The 15,882-nt window shown below is 52.3% G+C and carries 15 protein-coding genes and 1 tRNA gene; 9 read left to right on the top strand and 7 right to left on the bottom strand.

Annotated elements, in window-relative coordinates; genetic code table 11:
• From PK629_01245 to PK629_01260, 4 genes are all read left to right on the top strand, one after another.
• Positions 1-2,858 (top strand): hypothetical protein (locus PK629_01245; protein HOP10097.1); only part of this gene is annotated, 2,858 nt, incomplete at its 5' end.
• 147 nt (positions 2,859-3,005) lie between these two features.
• Positions 3,006-3,698 carry a spore cortex-lytic enzyme gene (gene sleB / locus PK629_01250; GenBank protein ID HOP10098.1) on the top strand — a complete coding sequence of 231 codons (693 nt, stop codon included), beginning with the start codon at positions 3,006-3,008 and terminating at the stop codon, positions 3,696-3,698.
• A gap of 156 nt (positions 3,699-3,854) precedes the next feature.
• Positions 3,855-4,520 (top strand): hypothetical protein, encoded by a 666-nt coding sequence (locus PK629_01255; GenBank protein HOP10099.1) that lies wholly within the window; start codon positions 3,855-3,857, stop codon positions 4,518-4,520.
• A 70-nt stretch (positions 4,521-4,590) separates the two neighbouring features.
• Positions 4,591-4,666, top strand: a tRNA-Lys gene (locus tag PK629_01260).
• A 669-nt stretch (positions 4,667-5,335) separates the two neighbouring features.
• On the opposite strand, the gene PK629_01265 is transcribed toward PK629_01260, so the two are convergent.
• Positions 5,336-5,638, bottom strand: coding sequence for a hypothetical protein (locus PK629_01265; protein ID HOP10100.1), 303 nt, complete (start codon positions 5,636-5,638; stop codon positions 5,336-5,338).
• A 119-nt stretch (positions 5,639-5,757) separates the two neighbouring features.
• Complete coding sequence (locus PK629_01270) at positions 5,758-6,654, bottom strand: DUF4349 domain-containing protein (GenBank protein HOP10101.1); 897 nt, start codon at positions 6,652-6,654, stop codon at positions 5,758-5,760.
• 146 nt (positions 6,655-6,800) lie between these two features.
• On the opposite strand from PK629_01270, the gene PK629_01275 reads away from it, so the two are divergent.
• Entirely contained in the window at positions 6,801-7,448 is a 648-nt protein-coding gene (locus PK629_01275; GenBank protein ID HOP10102.1) for a 4'-phosphopantetheinyl transferase superfamily protein, read from the top strand.
• Here PK629_01275 and PK629_01280 read toward each other — a convergent pair.
• The 5 genes from PK629_01280 to PK629_01300 form a co-directional block, all read right to left on the bottom strand.
• The gene (locus PK629_01280; protein HOP10103.1) at positions 7,411-8,190 is read right to left on the bottom strand and encodes a CHAP domain-containing protein; all 780 of its coding nucleotides are present in this window, start codon (positions 8,188-8,190) and stop codon (positions 7,411-7,413) included. The two genes, PK629_01275 and PK629_01280, sit on opposite strands and share 38 nt — an antisense overlap.
• A complete protein-coding gene (locus tag PK629_01285; GenBank protein HOP10104.1) occupies positions 8,190-8,567 on the bottom strand; it encodes a RidA family protein in 378 nt (125 codons plus the stop codon). The genes PK629_01280 and PK629_01285 overlap by 1 nt, the downstream gene beginning before the upstream one ends.
• A 224-nt stretch (positions 8,568-8,791) precedes the next feature.
• On the bottom strand, positions 8,792-9,364 hold the full coding sequence (locus PK629_01290) for a DUF4830 domain-containing protein (GenBank protein ID HOP10105.1): 573 nt from the start codon (positions 9,362-9,364) through the stop codon (positions 8,792-8,794).
• 188 nt (positions 9,365-9,552) lie between these two features.
• Positions 9,553-10,452, bottom strand: coding sequence for a diacylglycerol kinase family lipid kinase (locus PK629_01295; GenBank protein HOP10106.1), 900 nt, complete (start codon positions 10,450-10,452; stop codon positions 9,553-9,555).
• A gap of 19 nt (positions 10,453-10,471) precedes the next feature.
• The gene (locus PK629_01300; protein ID HOP10107.1) at positions 10,472-10,600 is read right to left on the bottom strand and encodes a hypothetical protein; all 129 of its coding nucleotides are present in this window, start codon (positions 10,598-10,600) and stop codon (positions 10,472-10,474) included.
• A 190-nt stretch (positions 10,601-10,790) separates the two neighbouring features.
• Between PK629_01300 and PK629_01305 the strand changes: the two genes are divergently transcribed.
• From PK629_01305 to PK629_01320, 4 genes are all read left to right on the top strand, one after another.
• Entirely contained in the window at positions 10,791-12,068 is a 1,278-nt protein-coding gene (locus PK629_01305) for a BMP family ABC transporter substrate-binding protein (GenBank protein ID HOP10108.1), read from the top strand.
• A 158-nt stretch (positions 12,069-12,226) separates the two neighbouring features.
• Positions 12,227-13,753, top strand: a complete 1,527-nt coding sequence (locus PK629_01310) for an ABC transporter ATP-binding protein (protein HOP10109.1) — start codon at positions 12,227-12,229, stop codon at positions 13,751-13,753.
• Positions 13,750-14,925, top strand: a complete 1,176-nt coding sequence (locus PK629_01315; protein ID HOP10110.1) for an ABC transporter permease — start codon at positions 13,750-13,752, stop codon at positions 14,923-14,925. Before PK629_01310 ends, PK629_01315 begins: the two co-directional genes overlap by 4 nt.
• Positions 14,922-15,881 carry an ABC transporter permease gene (locus PK629_01320; protein ID HOP10111.1) on the top strand — a complete coding sequence of 320 codons (960 nt, stop codon included), beginning with the start codon at positions 14,922-14,924 and terminating at the stop codon, positions 15,879-15,881. Before PK629_01315 ends, PK629_01320 begins: the two co-directional genes overlap by 4 nt.
• Position 15,882: the final 1 nt, after the last annotated feature.

The following is a 15,882-nucleotide window of genomic DNA, read 5'->3' on the forward strand; positions in this document are numbered from 1 at the left end:
CATTCTCAATGCCGAACGAGGACGTCACATTCAGCGGTTCCTTTACACCGGCAACCGTCAATTATACGGTCAACTACTGGCTGCAGAACCTCAACGGTACAACCTACACGCTGGGCGCCAGTGAGGGCAAGACCGGTACGACCGGAACAGCAGGTTCTTATGACACGGGTAAGGCCTTCACGGGCTTCACCTTCCAAAAGGCCGAGTCCAACCTTATGGATAACACGGACTTCACCATTCAGGGCGACGGTTCGTTGGTGCTCAATGTCTACTATACGCGCAACAGCTACGAGGTGAAATACACCTACACAGGAGTCGTACCTGCGGGCGTTACGCCGATTAAGGATTACACCATCGGTGCGTCTTACGGTGCTGACGTAACGGTTCTGACGGCCACTTATCCCAATACGCACACCTTCAGCGGCTGGACACCGACAGGGATCGGCGTTTCGAGCGGAACATTCACAATGCCCGCCAATAACGTCGTCTTCACCGGCTCGTTCTCACCGGCGGCCGCAAGTTATACGGTTAAGCACTACACGCAGAATCTTGACGGCGTGAACTACACGCTGGCTGACACCATCGGTGCTTCCGGCAACATCGGAACAGTGGCTTCCTACACGCCGAAGACCTATACCGGATTCACCTACGAAAACAGCCTGACGACTTCAACCAATACGATCGACGATGATTTCATCGTCAAGGCCGACGGCTCGCTGGTTATCAGTCTCTACTATCTGCGCAACAGCTATAATGTCAGCTACAGCTATACCAACACCGTTCCGGGTGCTTCGGCTCTCCCGCTGACTCTCGGTTATTCCTTCGGCGACAGTGTGACGGTTGAACCTGACGGTTCGGCTTCCGGCTATACCTTCAGCGGCTGGACCACACTCGGCGCGAGCGTCACGGGCGGCACCTTCACAATGCCCGCCAAGGATGTCGAATTCAGCGGCGGCTTTACCCCCAACAGCAATACCGAATATAAAGTCGAGCATTATAAGCAGACCCTAAGCGGAACCTATAATGCCACACCTGATGAAACCCAGAACCCGACCGGCACAACCGGAACAACGGCGGCGTATTCGGCGAAGACCTATACCGGATTCACCTATGACAGTTCCGCCACGACTACCAATACCGGCAACTTCATCATCAAAGGCGACGGTTCGCTGGTCATCAAACTCTTCTATACCCGTAACACCAATTACAGCTACAATGTCGAATACCGCAAAGACAGCACCACCGGTACGCTGCTTGACTCCAATACGGTCAGCAACCGCATGTGGGGTCAGACCTACACCGAGAATGCCATCGCCATCACCGGCTATACGGCACAGGCGCCGCTGTCTCAGAACATCACCATTGATGCCGACGGCAAGACATTGATCTTCATCTACAAAGCCAACCAACACGACGTTACCTATCAGCTGACCGGCACGATTCCGACGGGCTTTGATACCTCGGTGCTCGCTGCACTCGGTGCGTCCGGTGTGGAATACGGTACCGCAATGACACGGGCAGGCAACCTTTCTGCCGAAAATTACAACTTCACAGGTTGGGTCACAGGTGACGTTACAGTAGGCGCTTCGGGCGAATATACGATGCCTGACAAGAACGTCGTCTTTACCGGCTCGTTCACACTCAAACCCGCGTGGGTGGTCTATGAATACACCGGCGACGTGCCCACAACGGCGGATGCGCTTCCCGCAACGGCTTACTACAACATCAACGATTCCGTGACGATCGCCGCCAACCCGGCAGCCGTTACCGGCTTCACCTTCGAGGGCTGGACCTACGGCGGCACTCCGACAACCGGATTTACGATCGGCGCAACCGGTGAATACAAGGTCATCGGCAACTGGGTTCGCAACTCCTACAACGTGACCTATCAGTATGATTCTTCAGCTCCGACAACGGCTCCGGCAGTTCCGGGAGCACAGGTCGTGCCGTTCGAAGACACCGTCTTCGTCGATACCACAATCGGAGACATTACGGGTTACACCTTCAACGGCTGGGTACCCACATCGGGTCTCACCGGCGGAGATATCACCAGCGGCAGCTTCTCGATGCCCGCCAACGACGTGGTCTTCACGGGCAGCTGGACGATTAACAAGCATAACGTCACCTATCAGCTGACCGGCGAAATTCCGGAGGGCTTCGATACCTCGGTTCTGGCCACACTCGGCGCGTCGGATGTCGATTACAACACCGCGATGCTCGTTGCGGGTTCGCTCTCGGCGACCAACTACGAGTTCCACGGCTGGACCAGCGGTCAGGTTATACCCGATGGCAGCGGCAATTATCTGATGCCTGACAGCGACGTCCTCTTCACCGGTTACTTTACCAAGAAAGTCTTCAACGTCACCTATATCTATACGGGTGAAATTCCGGCGAATGCGCCGGCGCTTCCGGCAGGCGGTTCTTATGAGGTCGGCACAGAGGTCACGGTTGCCACACCGATCGGCGTGATAGGGTATGCCTTCTATGGCTGGACTTCGTCCGATGTTGCGGTTGTTTACCATAAGTTCATTATGCCGGATCACGACGTCACTTTGGTCGGCAGATGGGTTAAAGAGACCTCCTCGGTGCCCTCAAGCGTTCCGTCCGAACCGTCGAGCACGCCGTCCTCGGTGCCTTCCAGCGTTCCGAGCAGCGTTCCGTCGAGCACACCGTCCAGTTCCAGAGTCACTTCCTCCAAGCCCACGGTGTCCATTAACGACAACGAGGCTCCGCTTGACGTCATCAATATGGGCGGAGACGACGATATCATGGCGACCATCGTGATTGCAACCTTCTCGGTACTGATGCTTGGCGCAGTGATCTTGGTCGGTAAAAAGACCCGCAAAGTCAAGAAATAATTAAATCCGGCAAATATACGGCAAAGAGAGCGCTGAAAGGCGCTCTCTTTCTTTTTGGGAATTTATCCGTAAAAGAGGATAAAAAACGCAAAAACGACAAAAAATAGCACAAAACCGCGAATTCTACGCGTTATAAAGGAGAACATTATGCCGTATCGAACAAAAGCAAAACGACTGGCGGTTTTTGTAACCGCGTTAATTTTGTGCATATCCATGACGGCGACAGGGCTGGCATTTACTGCGGGCGCCGTTGTCTTAAAACAGGGCAGTACCGGTTCTAAGGTAAAAGAAGTACAGACACGCTTGAAAAACTGGGGGTATTACAGCGGGAGCATCGATGGGATATTCGGGCCGAAAACAAAGGCGGCGGTCATCTGGTTTCAACGTAATAACGGTCTGACGCAGGATGGTATTGTCGGTGTTGCGACTTTCCGGGCTCTGGGGATTTCCTCCGGCTCGACCAGCACAAGCGGGGTGGCCGGATATTCCGACAGCGACTATAAACTGCTTGCGCGTATCATCTCAGCCGAGGGGCGAAGTGAGCCTTATACGGGCATGGTCGCCATCGGCGCCGTCGTGCTGAACCGCGTCAAACACTCGTCTTTCCCGAATACCATCAGCGGAGTGATCTATCAGAGCGGGGCCTTTACCGCGCTCACCGACGGCCAATTCAATCAACCCGTTGTGGACGCCGCTTACAACGCCGCAAGAGACGCTTTGAACGGCTGGGATCCCAGCGGCGGTGCAATCTATTATTATAATCCCGCCAAAACCTCAAACAAATGGATGCTCTCACGTCCTGTAATTGTCGTTATCGGGGATCATATATTTTGCAGTTGAGGATTCGAATGTTATTGCAAGGAGGATATTGCGCAAGCGATATCCTCTTTTATATGAATCATATATATGACGGCGTGTGAAAAGAGAGGTGATATTGACATCACGGCCTCGGTTTGATAAAATGGACACAGCAATTTTTTATCGGAGGGAAAGCAGATGAAGTGTCCAAACTGCGGCAGAAAAATTCCGGACGACAGTCAAAGCTGCCCCGGCTGTAAGACGAAATTTAAAGCAAGTTCGATCGGAACCGCCGCTTTACCGGGGCCGAAACTGGGTCGGCTGCTGTATGCCGCACTGTTTATCTGTGCAATTCTCGTCACGATATTCATCTATTTAAAATGGCAGGCAACCAGTATCGGTGAATCCTATACGCTGGCTCAGATGACCGATATGTATTCCCTTGAGACCGATTTGGCGAACTGGTTCACTTACGGAACTTATATTGTGTTATGTCTGCAGCTGCTCGCAATGATCATGTGGATTGTCACTTTTTCAAGGCCTTCACCTGTAATTCCGCTGCTGGCCGGCGGTGTGACTTTCCTCGGCGCTTTTCTGTTTTTGTTTATAGCGATTTTCGGGATCAGTGCGGCATTTGAACGCATTTCGGATTTCACCAGAACCGCAACGGTGATTCCGTATTTAACGCTGCTGATTTCAGCCGGAGAAATCGTCTGCGCAATGCTTGTGCCTAAATTGCTGGTTCCCGTTTCAGCGGAGACCGTCAAACCCGAAAAACGATCAGTCAACGTGAGCAGCAAAAAACTACTGGACGAACTGGACGGCACTGTCACCCGCGACAACGCAAAAAAGAACGAAAAATAATCTGCAGATAAAACAAATCAAAACGGTTGACATTAAAATTTTAATGTGGTATAATGCGGTCTGTTCGCGTGAGCCATTAGCTCAGTTGGTAGAGCACATGCCTTTTAAGCCTGGGGTCCGGAGTTCGAGCCTCCGATGGCTCACCAATAAGAAACACCCACTATTTTGCGGGTGTTTTTTGTTTTGAAAACCCTCGCGGCTTCTCGTTTTACGGTTTCATGCGGAGCGACGAAGGTTTCGCTTCTCACTTGAGACCATCCCGTCCTGCGGGACACAAAAAGAATGTCGCGTAAAAGACATTCTTCAAGGAAATTCATTTTTATGAATTCCTTCCCTCCACAGAGGGGAATAGGGGTAAAAGCGCGGCTGCGATGAGATAAAACTAAAAATTCTGTAAATATAGTGACGCACATAAGTCTGAAGCGCGTGCTATCAAGTTAACGCACAACCGATTCTATGAAGCGTTTGTAAGCGGCTTTAGCCGCATACGGGCTCTACCCGCCGCGTTCTTCACCCGCGGAGTCTCCCGGAAGCGACTACTGAAAACAGCACCGAGGTAGGAAGCGCGCGCTATCAAGTTTACGCACAGCAGCCTCTATGAAGCGTTTGAGACACGGGAAACCGATTCGGTGGTTTCCCGATAGCATCATGTCGTTCCGTTTGACTACAGGTGAACACCGAGGCTGGAAACGCGGCTACGAGATAAAACTAAAATATCTGTAAATATAGTGACGCACATAGGTGGGAAGCGCGCGCTATCAAGTTAACGCACAGCAGATTCTATGACGCGTTTGAAACCGGCATCATGCCGGATGTTAACCGCCGAAGAGAGAGGTCAGCGGAGCGATGGCGTTTTGAAGGTCTTCGATGATCTGTGCGAGTTGGTCGAGATTGAATTTTTCCAGACTGTCGGCGACTTTATCCACGTTGTCGACGAGGCCTTTCCAGTCGACCGCGTTAAGGTTTGCGGTGACTTGATTGAGGTTATCAATGGCGGTGAGGGCGCGGGGTACCAACACGACCGCCGTTCCCACCAGCAGAAGCATGACCACCACCGCGCAGAAAGCGCAGACGCGGGTCGAGGACAGGAGCTTGCGCGCATAATCGTCGTTGTCCATGATGAGCATCCTTTCTTGTTACAGATATAAATAGATATGGATCGATTGGCAAAGGTATGCTTTTAATAACTAAAATGATGCGGGAACCGTTCGAAAGAACGGTTCCCGCATCTCATGATTTATTTTGTATCAGGGTGATTGTTTGAATCGATTTTTGCGTGTCTGACCTTTTTGCGGTGCACAAGCCACAGCACCAGCCAGGTAACGAGGCCCGGAATCACGAGGAACGGCAGCGCCGTAACGAGGGCCACAACGCACCATTTGGCGAATTTCCACAGCGCCTTGATCGAATTGACAAACCCGTTGCCGATTCGCTGCCAGAAGGTCTCGGGATTGGGCTGGGTGGTCTCCCCGACTTCCTGCAGATAGACGGTCACGGTCGAATATTCGACCTGAGAATCATACCGCTGAAGCGTGCCGGTCAGGGACTCGATTTGGTAGCGTACGTTGGAGAGCGCCTGTTCAATGGTGATGATGTCCTCCATCGAGTCGGCTTTTTCCAGCAGCGCCAGATAGCGTTCCTCCTGAAGCTGTAGGGTTTTCAGATGCGCATCGACGTCGTAATAGCTGTCCGTGATGTCCTGTGTGCCTTTTTCATTGGAGATGACATTGCCCATCAGGGAGACATCCTCAATGAAAGCGTCGAGATTTGCGGCGGGGATACGCATTGTCAGCGTAGCCCTGCGTCTTCCGGTCGAGTTGAGGTTAATGCCGGTCTCCGAGGAATTTTCGATGTAACCGCCTATCGCCGTGCAGCGTGCTTTAAGCGCCGGAAGGGTCTCCTCATATTCCAGCGTTTCCATTGTGATTGAGACGGTGTAGATCAGCTTCCGCCCCGCCGTCATTTCAAGTGCGTCGGTGCTGGAAGCGGCCTGTTCCGTTGTTGTCATGCCGCCGGCTTTGTCATAACTGTAACTGTAATTATCATTTTCGGGCATGATTGATTCTTCCGCCCGTGCCGCGCAGCCGCCTGTTAAAACCAGCAGCGCCAGCAGCAATATCAATGCCTTTTTCATTGTGACCATCCTTTCCCTGTGTCCGAAACGGTTTGTGTGATGAATCCGGCTTTTGCCGAAACCATATAACTTGTGAAGCGGCATTCGCCGTTTTTTGCTTGAACAGAGTTCGGTCTCATGTTAAAATGAGTATGAGGGGGGAGAAAATGTTACAGGCATATTACGCAAAAATTTCCAACATTGATATAGAAGACCCGAAGAACATCCGGTTGTGCGGGGAAAAGCTGACCGGAATGCACAATAAAAAGGCGATTCGTCAGTCGATGGGCGCACGGCTGCTGTTGTGCAGAGTGCTTTCCGAGCAATACCCAGGGATTCCGCTGCCGCCGCAGATGACCGAAAACCAAAACGGGAAACCGTATTTGGCGCAGGGCGGGTTGTATTTTAATCTCTCGCATTCCGCGGATTACGCCGCACTGGTGTTGTCGGATGAAGAGGCGGGTATTGACATTGAAAAACTCGAACCGCCCAAAATTGCCGTGGCAAAGCGGTTTTTCTCAAAACCGGAATACGATTGGCTGGCAAAACATCCGATGAATTTTTACGATTTGTGGGTGTTGAAAGAGAGTTATGTAAAGGCGCTCGGGACCGGCATGACCACGCCGATGTCGGCGTTTTCAATCGTTATCGGAGATGAAATTTCATTGGCCGGGGATGCCCGGGGCGCTTTCGGATTTTATCTGTTCAATCAGCCGGAAGGGTATCGGCTGGCGGTCTGCAAGCGTGGCAACCGCGAGGAGTGCGGTTTGACCGAGATCAATATTGGTCAAGAGGGCCGGTATATTCAGTCGTAACCGCTGCGCTGCAATACCCCATAATAATCGGGTCTGTCACTGCAATTTTACGGCGGCGAACCTGACTGATTTCGTCTTCAGGAATGTTGCCCTCGATGGTGGTGATATAGGTGATGCCGCCCTCGACCACAGTACCGGTCACAATGCCGATGTGATTGGGATAGCCGGCGTATACGCTGTCAAAGATGATCAGATCACCGCGCGACGGAATAAAGCTGCCGTGGGCGTCGAAATAGCGATTTTCTCGTTTAAACCAAAGTCCGGTGGCATAGGCTGAATCGCGCCAAGGATAGATGGTTCCGATAAATTCAGTGCCGAGTTGATTGTCGGCCTGTTTGAGGCAGTACATTACAAACTCGGTGCACCACTGAGCATATGGATTATTAAACAACTCCCCGTAAATTGTCTTGCCGTCTTGGACCGGATACTGCGGCTGTTCTTCGGCGATGCCGATAAAGGTCTCGATGAACTCATCGAGGGTCACTTCCTGCGGTTCTTGTGAAGCGGCAGCCGAAGAAGGCGGCATGGAGGGCGCTGTGGAGAACGCAGATGAAGATGTTTCTGCAGAACTCACGGAGACGACGGAAGACACTGCCGAAGAAGATGAGGCAGACGAGAGTTGACCGAGTGTGATTTGACCGGGTGAAGATGAAGTGTTTTCGCTTTTGGAACAGCCAAACGCGCCCGCCGTCATCATAAAAGCGGCGAGCAGCGTTATTGTTTTTTGGGTAAATTTGTGCATCAGCGTTTGACGATGCTCTCGATCTCGATTAAAAAGTCCTTGGGCAGCCGCGAGACCTCAACGCAGGAACGCGCCGGCGGGTTACCGGTAAAATAAGAGCCGTAGATCTCGTTGACTTTGCCGAAATCATCCATGTTTTTTAAGAAGATCGTGGTTTTGACGATGTTGTCGAGCGTCAGTCCCTGAGAAGAGAGTAACCCTTTGATGTTTTCCATGATCTGGCGGGCCTGCGCTTCAACGCCCTCGGGTGCGGTGTTGGTCTCGGGATTGACGCCGACCATGCCGGAACAGAAGACGAAACCGCCGGTTTCGACCGCCTGACAATAGGGACCGAGCGCTTTGGGCGCTAAACTGCATGCAATAATTTTTTTCTCCATGATAGGTTTCTCCTTGTTTTTTCGGCCGCGTAGGACGGCCGTCTGTCTTGAAATTATTTTATCACTTCATATAGAATTATGCAACAATGAAAGCGCAAAAGAACCGCCGCAGCGGTTCTTTTGCGTAAATTCGTGACGACCCAACAAGATGATCACCTTAAGGCAAGATGATCACCTTAAGGCAAGATGATTCTAATCCGCGTTTGACAGCGGGTTCTCACCCGCTAATTACTTGGGCCGATGACTTCTTCGGGAACAACGGTCGGTTCGACAATCTCACTCTCGATATTGACCGGCATCGAGACCTCTGCTAAGGTTGACGCCTCGGTGCGTTCGGGCGAGAAACCGTGCATAAAGCCGCCTAGCGCCTTGCAGCAGACGTCGCCGCCGATGACCTCACCGTCATGCACAATCACGTTGATGACCACTTTGTCGTCGATGCCCGGGTAGTTGGTGATGACATAGGTGTAGCGGGTGGCTTTTTCGCCGCGGTATTTGGTCAGGTCGTAACCTTGATTTTTCTGAATCGTATTATACCGCTCGAGCACCGTGTCGAAATTTTTCGGAATGTAGATCGCAATTGTCTCCTCGGATGTCTCGTCAATCTCCCAGCCGAACTGTTTGATAAATTCGACCAGATCGGCTTTGGTCGTCACGGCATTGCTGCGCGAGGAGGTCTGCTCGGGACCTTCGACCCTGCCGCCGGTTGCGATTAAAACCACCACAATGATCGCCGCGATCAAAATCAACGCAAAGGCGAGGATCTTCTTGTTTAGTTTGAAAGACCATACCATCATATGAAAACGCTCCCTCTCCGATACTGTCAAAGTATATTGAGAGAAAGCGTCTGATATGCATATTGAAAGTCGGAAATCAGAGCGGAAACAGGGAAAATTCGAAATAACACCGAGGTTGGCAACGCGGTTATGAAGCGAAACAGACGCAGATTTTAATGCGCGTATTGTGAGCGGCGACTCGCCGCCGCTTAACGCGGCAGAATCAGCCGGACGGCGTGGTGCAGATTGACAGCCTTGCAGTCGGTGTATTCGCCGCCGCTTTCGCCGTCGAGCGTCCAGGCCAATGGAGTTTGCGACTCGAAACGAATTTCGGAGGCGTGGTGCAGGGCAATCAGTTTTCCGTCGTAATGCCGGTTGACCGTCTCGTCGATCAATTGACCGATCTGTGCGGCGTTTTCGGGGTTTCGTATCAACATGACCTCGAATTTACCGTCGCGCAGGTTGACCTGATCGTCGGAGAGCCGCATCACACCGCCGACCGAAGTCGAGTTGGTCACCGCGCCGAAGATGAAGTCACCCTCGCTGACATTCCCGTCACAGGTGACTTTGACCCGGAACGGTTTGATGTCTCCGATGCTGCACAGGCCGCCCATCAGATAGGCGGCGTGACCGAAGAGGTTTTTGTCTTTTTGCGGGGTCTCGTACGAGACTCTTGTGAATGCGCCGAATGAGGCCACATAAGTGAAATAGCGGTCTTGGAATTTGCCGATGTCCTCGAAGTAGGGCTCTCCTGTCAGGAGGTTGAGCGTCGCTTTGATGATAGAGGTTGAAAGGCCCAGCGATTTTGCTAAATCATTGGTCGTACCGCTGGGGATATAGCCGATCGGGACGTCCTTGCCCGACAGCAGCACGCCGCTGATGACTTCGTTGAGCGTGCCGTCGCCGCCGCAGCAGCCGATGACGTCATAGTCACCCGCCGATGCCGCGAGCAGACGGGTGGCCTCGGCGCGCGCCGAGGTCATATGTACCGAGACGGAGTATCCGCCGTCGGAGAGGATCTTTTTGATTTTACCGATATATCGAACCACACGCATGCGGCCCGCGGTCGGATTGACGATTAAAAGTAGTTTTTTATTCGCACAGTCCATATCAGTTCACCCCGCTGTTTCAGCGGAACAGATAGGCCGAAATACCGCCGATCAGCGTCAACGCCATCAGGATTGCAAGCATAATCGCCAGCACTCGTTTTTTCATCTGTTTTTTACCGCCTTTCGATGCTGTTTCGGTTTCATTCATTATATCGCTCCGGCTTCGTTGTGTCAATCCGAAAAATGCCATGGAGAAATTCGGGCGATTTTCATGGTAAAATTCGAACAATCGCTTTACGAGGGGATTATTAAATGCTGTATTGCTTTTTTCGACAGGGTGGTATATAATGAAATCACGCTTTTAAGCGTAAGTTGAATAGATGTTTAGGAGGGTTTTTATGAGAAAAGCGCTTTCTGTCTTGCTTGCCGTCGTGATGATGGTGACGCTGGCGGCCTTTGTCGGCTGCTCAAGCAAAACATCCACACCTTCGACGACGTCGTCGGTGGAATCTTCCGTTCCGGCTGAGTCTTCCGTTCCGGCCGAATCTTCCGTTCCGGCTGAATCTTCCGTTCCGGCTGAATCTTCCGTTCCGGCTGAATCTTCCGCTCCGGTCGAGTCTTCCGCTCCGGTCGAGTCTTCCGCTCCGGTTTCGTCCGAAGCCACTGAGCCCACGGAGACATATGATCTTGCAATGATCACCGATCTCGGCACAATCGACGACAAATCCTTTAACCAGGGTACTTGGGAAGGCCTTGTCCAATATGCCGAAGAGCACAACATTACCCATAAGTATTACCAGCCCAAAGAGGGCAGCAACGCTGCTTATCTTGATGCTATTGATCTGGCCGTTCAGGGCGGCGCCAAGGTTATCGTGACCCCGGGCTTCTTGTTCGAGGTTCCGATTTATGAGGCACAGACCAAATATCCGGACGTCAAATTCGTTCTGGTTGACGGACAGCCCCACACCGAGGATTACGGCACCTATAAGACCGAGAGCAACGTTCTGTGCATCCTTTTTGCCGAGGAGCAGGCGGGTTTCTTCGCCGGTTATGCGGCAGTTAAAGACGGTTTCACCGAAATGGGCTTCCAGGGCGGCGTCTCCGTTCCGGCCGTTATCCGTTACGGCTACGGCTTCCTGCAGGGTGCCGAACAGGCCGCAAAGGAAATGGGCCTTGCTGAGGGCTCCATCCATGTGAAATACAACTACTCCGGTGATTTCGCCGCGACCCCCGAAAATCAGACGCGTGCAGCCGGTTGGTATTCCGCCGGCACACAGGTCATCTTCGCCTGCGGCGGTTCTGTCGGTAACTCCGTCATGGCCGCAGCTGAGGCACAGACCGATAAATGGGTCATCGGTGTCGACGTCGACCAGTACAACGAGTCCGCGACCATCATCACTTCCGCGTTGAAGGAACTGGGCGTATCCGTGTATCAGGCCCTTGAGTCCTATTATGCCGGCACCTTCGAGGGCGGCACAACCTGGACCCTCAATGCCACCCGCAACGGCGTAGGCCTGGCGATGGATCACAACAAGTTCCTCACCTTCAAAGCAGCCGATTATACCGCTTGCTTCAACAAGGTCGTCGACGGTACTTATGTTGTCAACAGCGCTTCCGATATCGCGATCGCTGATCTGGGTCTGAAGTACGTTGTTGTCACTGAGATCACAGACTAAACTAAAAACTCTATCCGTACACAAACGCATGTGCTCGTTACGCAAAATGCGTTAAACCGGCAGGCGGAAAGGCGTTTGATTAAAACGCCTTTCCGCCTCTCCTTAAACAGGAAAAACTTCGGAGGATGGGGATTTCCGATTGAAAGGGAATGGCTGAGATGGATTATATCATCGAAATGCGGGGCATCACCAAAGAGTTTCCCGGCATCCGGGCAAACGACAATGTGACACTGCAGGTGAAAAAGGGCGAGATTCATGCACTGCTCGGGGAGAACGGCGCGGGGAAATCGACTCTGATGAGCGTACTCTTCGGGATGTATGAACCGGAGGAGGGCGAGATCTTCCTGCGTGGTGAAAAGGTGAAAATCACCGGACCTAAGGCTGCCAACGATCTCGGCATCGGCATGGTGCATCAGCACTTTAAACTCGTCCATAACTTTACGGTTTTACAAAATATCATCCTCGGAGATGAGACCACCAAATTGGGCTTTCTCAAAATGGAGCAGGCCCGTAAAAAAGTCATCGCGCTTTCAGAGCGTTACGGCCTCAAAGTCGAACCCGACGCGTTGATCTCCGACATTACAGTCGGGATGCAGCAGCGCGTTGAAATTTTAAAGATGCTTTACCGTGACAACGAAATTTTAATTTTTGACGAGCCAACCGCGGTTTTAACGCCGCAGGAGATCACCGAGCTGATGCAGATTATGCGTGAGCTGATCAAAGAGGGAAAATCGATTTTGTTTATCACCCATAAGCTCGAGGAGATCAAAGCCGTCGCCGACCGCTGCACGGTATTGCGGTTGGGGAAATACATCGGGACCGTCAACGTGAAAGACGTTACGGTCGAGCAATTATCAGAGATGATGGTGGGCCGCAAGGTCGACCTCGTCGTCCATAAGGACCCGAAAAAGCCCGAATGCTGTGTGCTGCAGGTTGAGGGATTGACCATGAAGACCCGCGGCAGCACCAAGGAAAAACTGAAAAATATCAATTTTGAGGTACAAGCGGGCGAAATTGTGTGTATCGCCGGCGTCGACGGCAACGGTCAGAGTGAGTTGATTTATGCGCTGACCGGATTGATGAGTCCCGACGGCGGTAAAATTTTATTTAAGGGTGAGGATATCACCCGCCGCAGTATCCGGTACCGCAACACCCACGGCATGTCGCATATTCCCGAGGACCGGCACAAATACGGCTTGGTGCTCGATTACACGCTGGCTGAGAATCTCGTGCTCCAGCAATATTTTGAACCCCGCTTTTCGACCGCGGGCTTTTTGAAAAAACGTGAAATAAACGCTTACGCCAAGACGTTGGTCCAGCAGTTTGACATCCGTACCGGTGCGGGCATTTCGACCAAGGCGCGCAGCATGTCCGGCGGCAACCAGCAGAAAGCCATCGCCGCACGCGAGATCGCGCGAGATCCCGAATTGCTGCTGGCGGTCCAGCCCACACGCGGCCTCGACGTTGGCGCAATTGAATATATGCACCGCCAGATCGTGCGGGCGCGTGACAACAATAAAGCGGTTTTGGTGGTCTCGTTTGAACTTTCGGAGGTTATGAATCTGGCTGACCGGATTCTGGTTATGTTCGACGGGCAGATCGTCGCTGACGTGAAACCCGAGCAGGTCACCGAAAACGAACTCGGCCTCTATATGGCAGGCGCGAAAGGGGTGGGGAAGAAATGAAAGAGCAGAGAAGCATCATCAAAACGCTTGCAGCCCCCGACATCTCCAAGGCGGCCGGCGCGATCTCTTCAATCATCGCAATCGCAGTTGGCTTGATTTTCGGATTCTTCATTATGCTCATCAGCGATCCCCAGCAGGCCTGGGCCGGATTTAAGATGATTCTGACCGGCGGCCTGTCCTCGGGCAAGGACTTCGGCAACGTCCTGTATTATGCCACGCCGATCATCATGACCGGCCTCTCGGTCGCGTTCGCGTTTAAGACAAGCTTGTTCAATATCGGCGCTTCCGGGCAATTCATCATGGGCGCTTACGGAGCGGTTCTGGTCGGTGTGAAACTGTCTTCATTGGGACAGATACAGTGGTTCGTCGCACTGTTGGCCGCTATGGTATTCGGTGCGGTTTGGGCGATTTTACCCGGTGTTTTAAAGGCGTTCTTCAATGTCAATGAAGTAATTTCGTGCATCATGCTCAATTACATCGGCATGTACACGGTCAATATGCTTGTCAAGGAAACCGTATTCCACCAATATACCAACCGTTCGCTTCCGGTTGCCGAGACCGCCAACATCCCGAAGATGGGACTGGATAAGCTCTTTCCGGAATCGATGGTCGGCGGCGGCATCATCGTGGCAATTATCGTTGCGATTATTATGGCGATCATTTTGAACAAAACCACTTTCGGTTATGAACTCAAGGCCTGCGGCATCAACCGCAGCGCCGCCAGATACGCCGGCATCAATGAGAAAAAGAGTATCATTCTCGCCATGGTCTTCTCCGGTGCGCTCGCCGGAATCGGCGGCGGGCTGCTTTATCTGTCGGGAACGGGCATTTATATCACGGTTGTTGATACGATGGCGCCGCAGGGATTTGACGGTATTTCGGTGGCCTTGCTCGGGATGTCCAATCCCATCGGGGCGCTGTTCGCCGGTCTTTTTATCGCCTATATCACCGTCGGCGGCTCAAAAATGCAATTGGTCGGATTTGTACCCGAAATTATCAGCATCATTACGGCAATCATCATCTACTGCGCCGCTTTCTCGCTGATGATCCGCAACTTCTTTGTCGACCGCAGAATGCGTAAGCTCAACAAACAGGACGAAGAAGAAAGCGTGAAAAAGGAGACTTTGAAGTCACCACCGGAGGGTGATTCGAAAGGAGGCGGCAACGTATGAACACGGTGTATTTTTTGTTCCAGCAGACCATGTTCTTTATGATCCCTCTGATGATTGTCGCACTCGGCGGCATGTATTCGGAGCGCAGCGGCGTCATCAACATCGCGCTCGAGGGCATCATGATCATGGGCGGTTTCTCGGGAATTCTGTTTATTAACAGGATGCAGGATACGATGTCGGGGCAGGGACTCTTGCTACTGGCACTGCTGGTTTCGGCGGTCAGCGGGATGATCTATTCGCTCCTGCACGCCTATGCTTCGGTCAATATGAAGGCTGATCAGACCATCAGCGGTACGGCGTTAAATCTGCTTGCGCCGGCGTTCGCCATCTATACGGCCCGTTTGATTCAGCCCTCCCACGTCCAGCAGATCAACTTCACCAACACCTTTCGGGTAGAAAAAGTGCCGGTGCTCGGAGATATCCCCGTCATCGGCAATCTGCTGTTTCAAAACACCTATATTACAACCTATATCGGATTTGCAATTCTGATCATTGCCGCCGTTGTCCTGTATAAGACCCGGTTCGGACTGCGGCTGCGCTCCTGCGGCGAACATCCGCAGGCGGCCGATGCGGTGGGCATCTCGGTCTACGGCATCCGGTATGCCGGCGTGATGATTTCGGGCGCGTTAGCCGGAATGGGCGGCCTGATTTTTATCATTCCGACTTCCACCAATTTCAATGCCACGGTTTCGGGCTACGGCTTCCTTGCATTGGCCGTCTTGATCTTCGGTCAGTGGAATCCGTGGAAAATCGCAGGCGCGGCATTATTCTTCGGTTTGATGAAGACCGTTTCGGCAGCTTATTCCTCGATTCCGTTTTTGATGAGCCTCAATATTACCGGATATGTCTATAAAATGATTCCGTATATTGCGACGCTGGTCGTGTTGGTTTTCAGCTCACGCAGTTCACAAGCCCCGAAAGCCGAGGGCATCCCCTACGATAAGGGTGCAAGATAAA

This window comes from Oscillospiraceae bacterium, assembly GCA_035380125.1.
In the GTDB taxonomy this organism is placed as follows: Bacteria; Bacillota; Clostridia; order Oscillospirales; family JAKOTC01; genus DAOPZJ01.

Bases quoted from the DNA above. Each gene is read 5' to 3' on its own strand.
- sleB (HOP10098.1), top strand. From the start codon at position 3,006: ATGCCGTATCGAACAAAAGCAAAACGACTGGCGGTTTTTGTAACCGCG.
- PK629_01255 (HOP10099.1), top strand. From the start codon at position 3,855: ATGAAGTGTCCAAACTGCGGCAGAAAAATTCCGGACGACAGTCAAAGC.
- PK629_01265 (HOP10100.1), bottom strand. From the start codon at position 5,638: ATGGACAACGACGATTATGCGCGCAAGCTCCTGTCCTCGACCCGCGTC.
- PK629_01270 (HOP10101.1), bottom strand. From the start codon at position 6,654: ATGAAAAAGGCATTGATATTGCTGCTGGCGCTGCTGGTTTTAACAGGC.
- PK629_01275 (HOP10102.1), top strand. From the start codon at position 6,801: ATGTTACAGGCATATTACGCAAAAATTTCCAACATTGATATAGAAGAC.
- PK629_01280 (HOP10103.1), bottom strand. From the start codon at position 8,190: ATGCACAAATTTACCCAAAAAACAATAACGCTGCTCGCCGCTTTTATG.
- PK629_01285 (HOP10104.1), bottom strand. From the start codon at position 8,567: ATGGAGAAAAAAATTATTGCATGCAGTTTAGCGCCCAAAGCGCTCGGT.
- PK629_01290 (HOP10105.1), bottom strand. From the start codon at position 9,364: ATGATGGTATGGTCTTTCAAACTAAACAAGAAGATCCTCGCCTTTGCG.
- PK629_01295 (HOP10106.1), bottom strand. From the start codon at position 10,452: ATGGACTGTGCGAATAAAAAACTACTTTTAATCGTCAATCCGACCGCG.
- PK629_01300 (HOP10107.1), bottom strand. From the start codon at position 10,600: ATGAATGAAACCGAAACAGCATCGAAAGGCGGTAAAAAACAGATGAAA.
- PK629_01305 (HOP10108.1), top strand. From the start codon at position 10,791: ATGAGAAAAGCGCTTTCTGTCTTGCTTGCCGTCGTGATGATGGTGACG.
- PK629_01310 (HOP10109.1), top strand. From the start codon at position 12,227: ATGGATTATATCATCGAAATGCGGGGCATCACCAAAGAGTTTCCCGGC.
- PK629_01315 (HOP10110.1), top strand. From the start codon at position 13,750: ATGAAAGAGCAGAGAAGCATCATCAAAACGCTTGCAGCCCCCGACATC.
- PK629_01320 (HOP10111.1), top strand. From the start codon at position 14,922: ATGAACACGGTGTATTTTTTGTTCCAGCAGACCATGTTCTTTATGATC.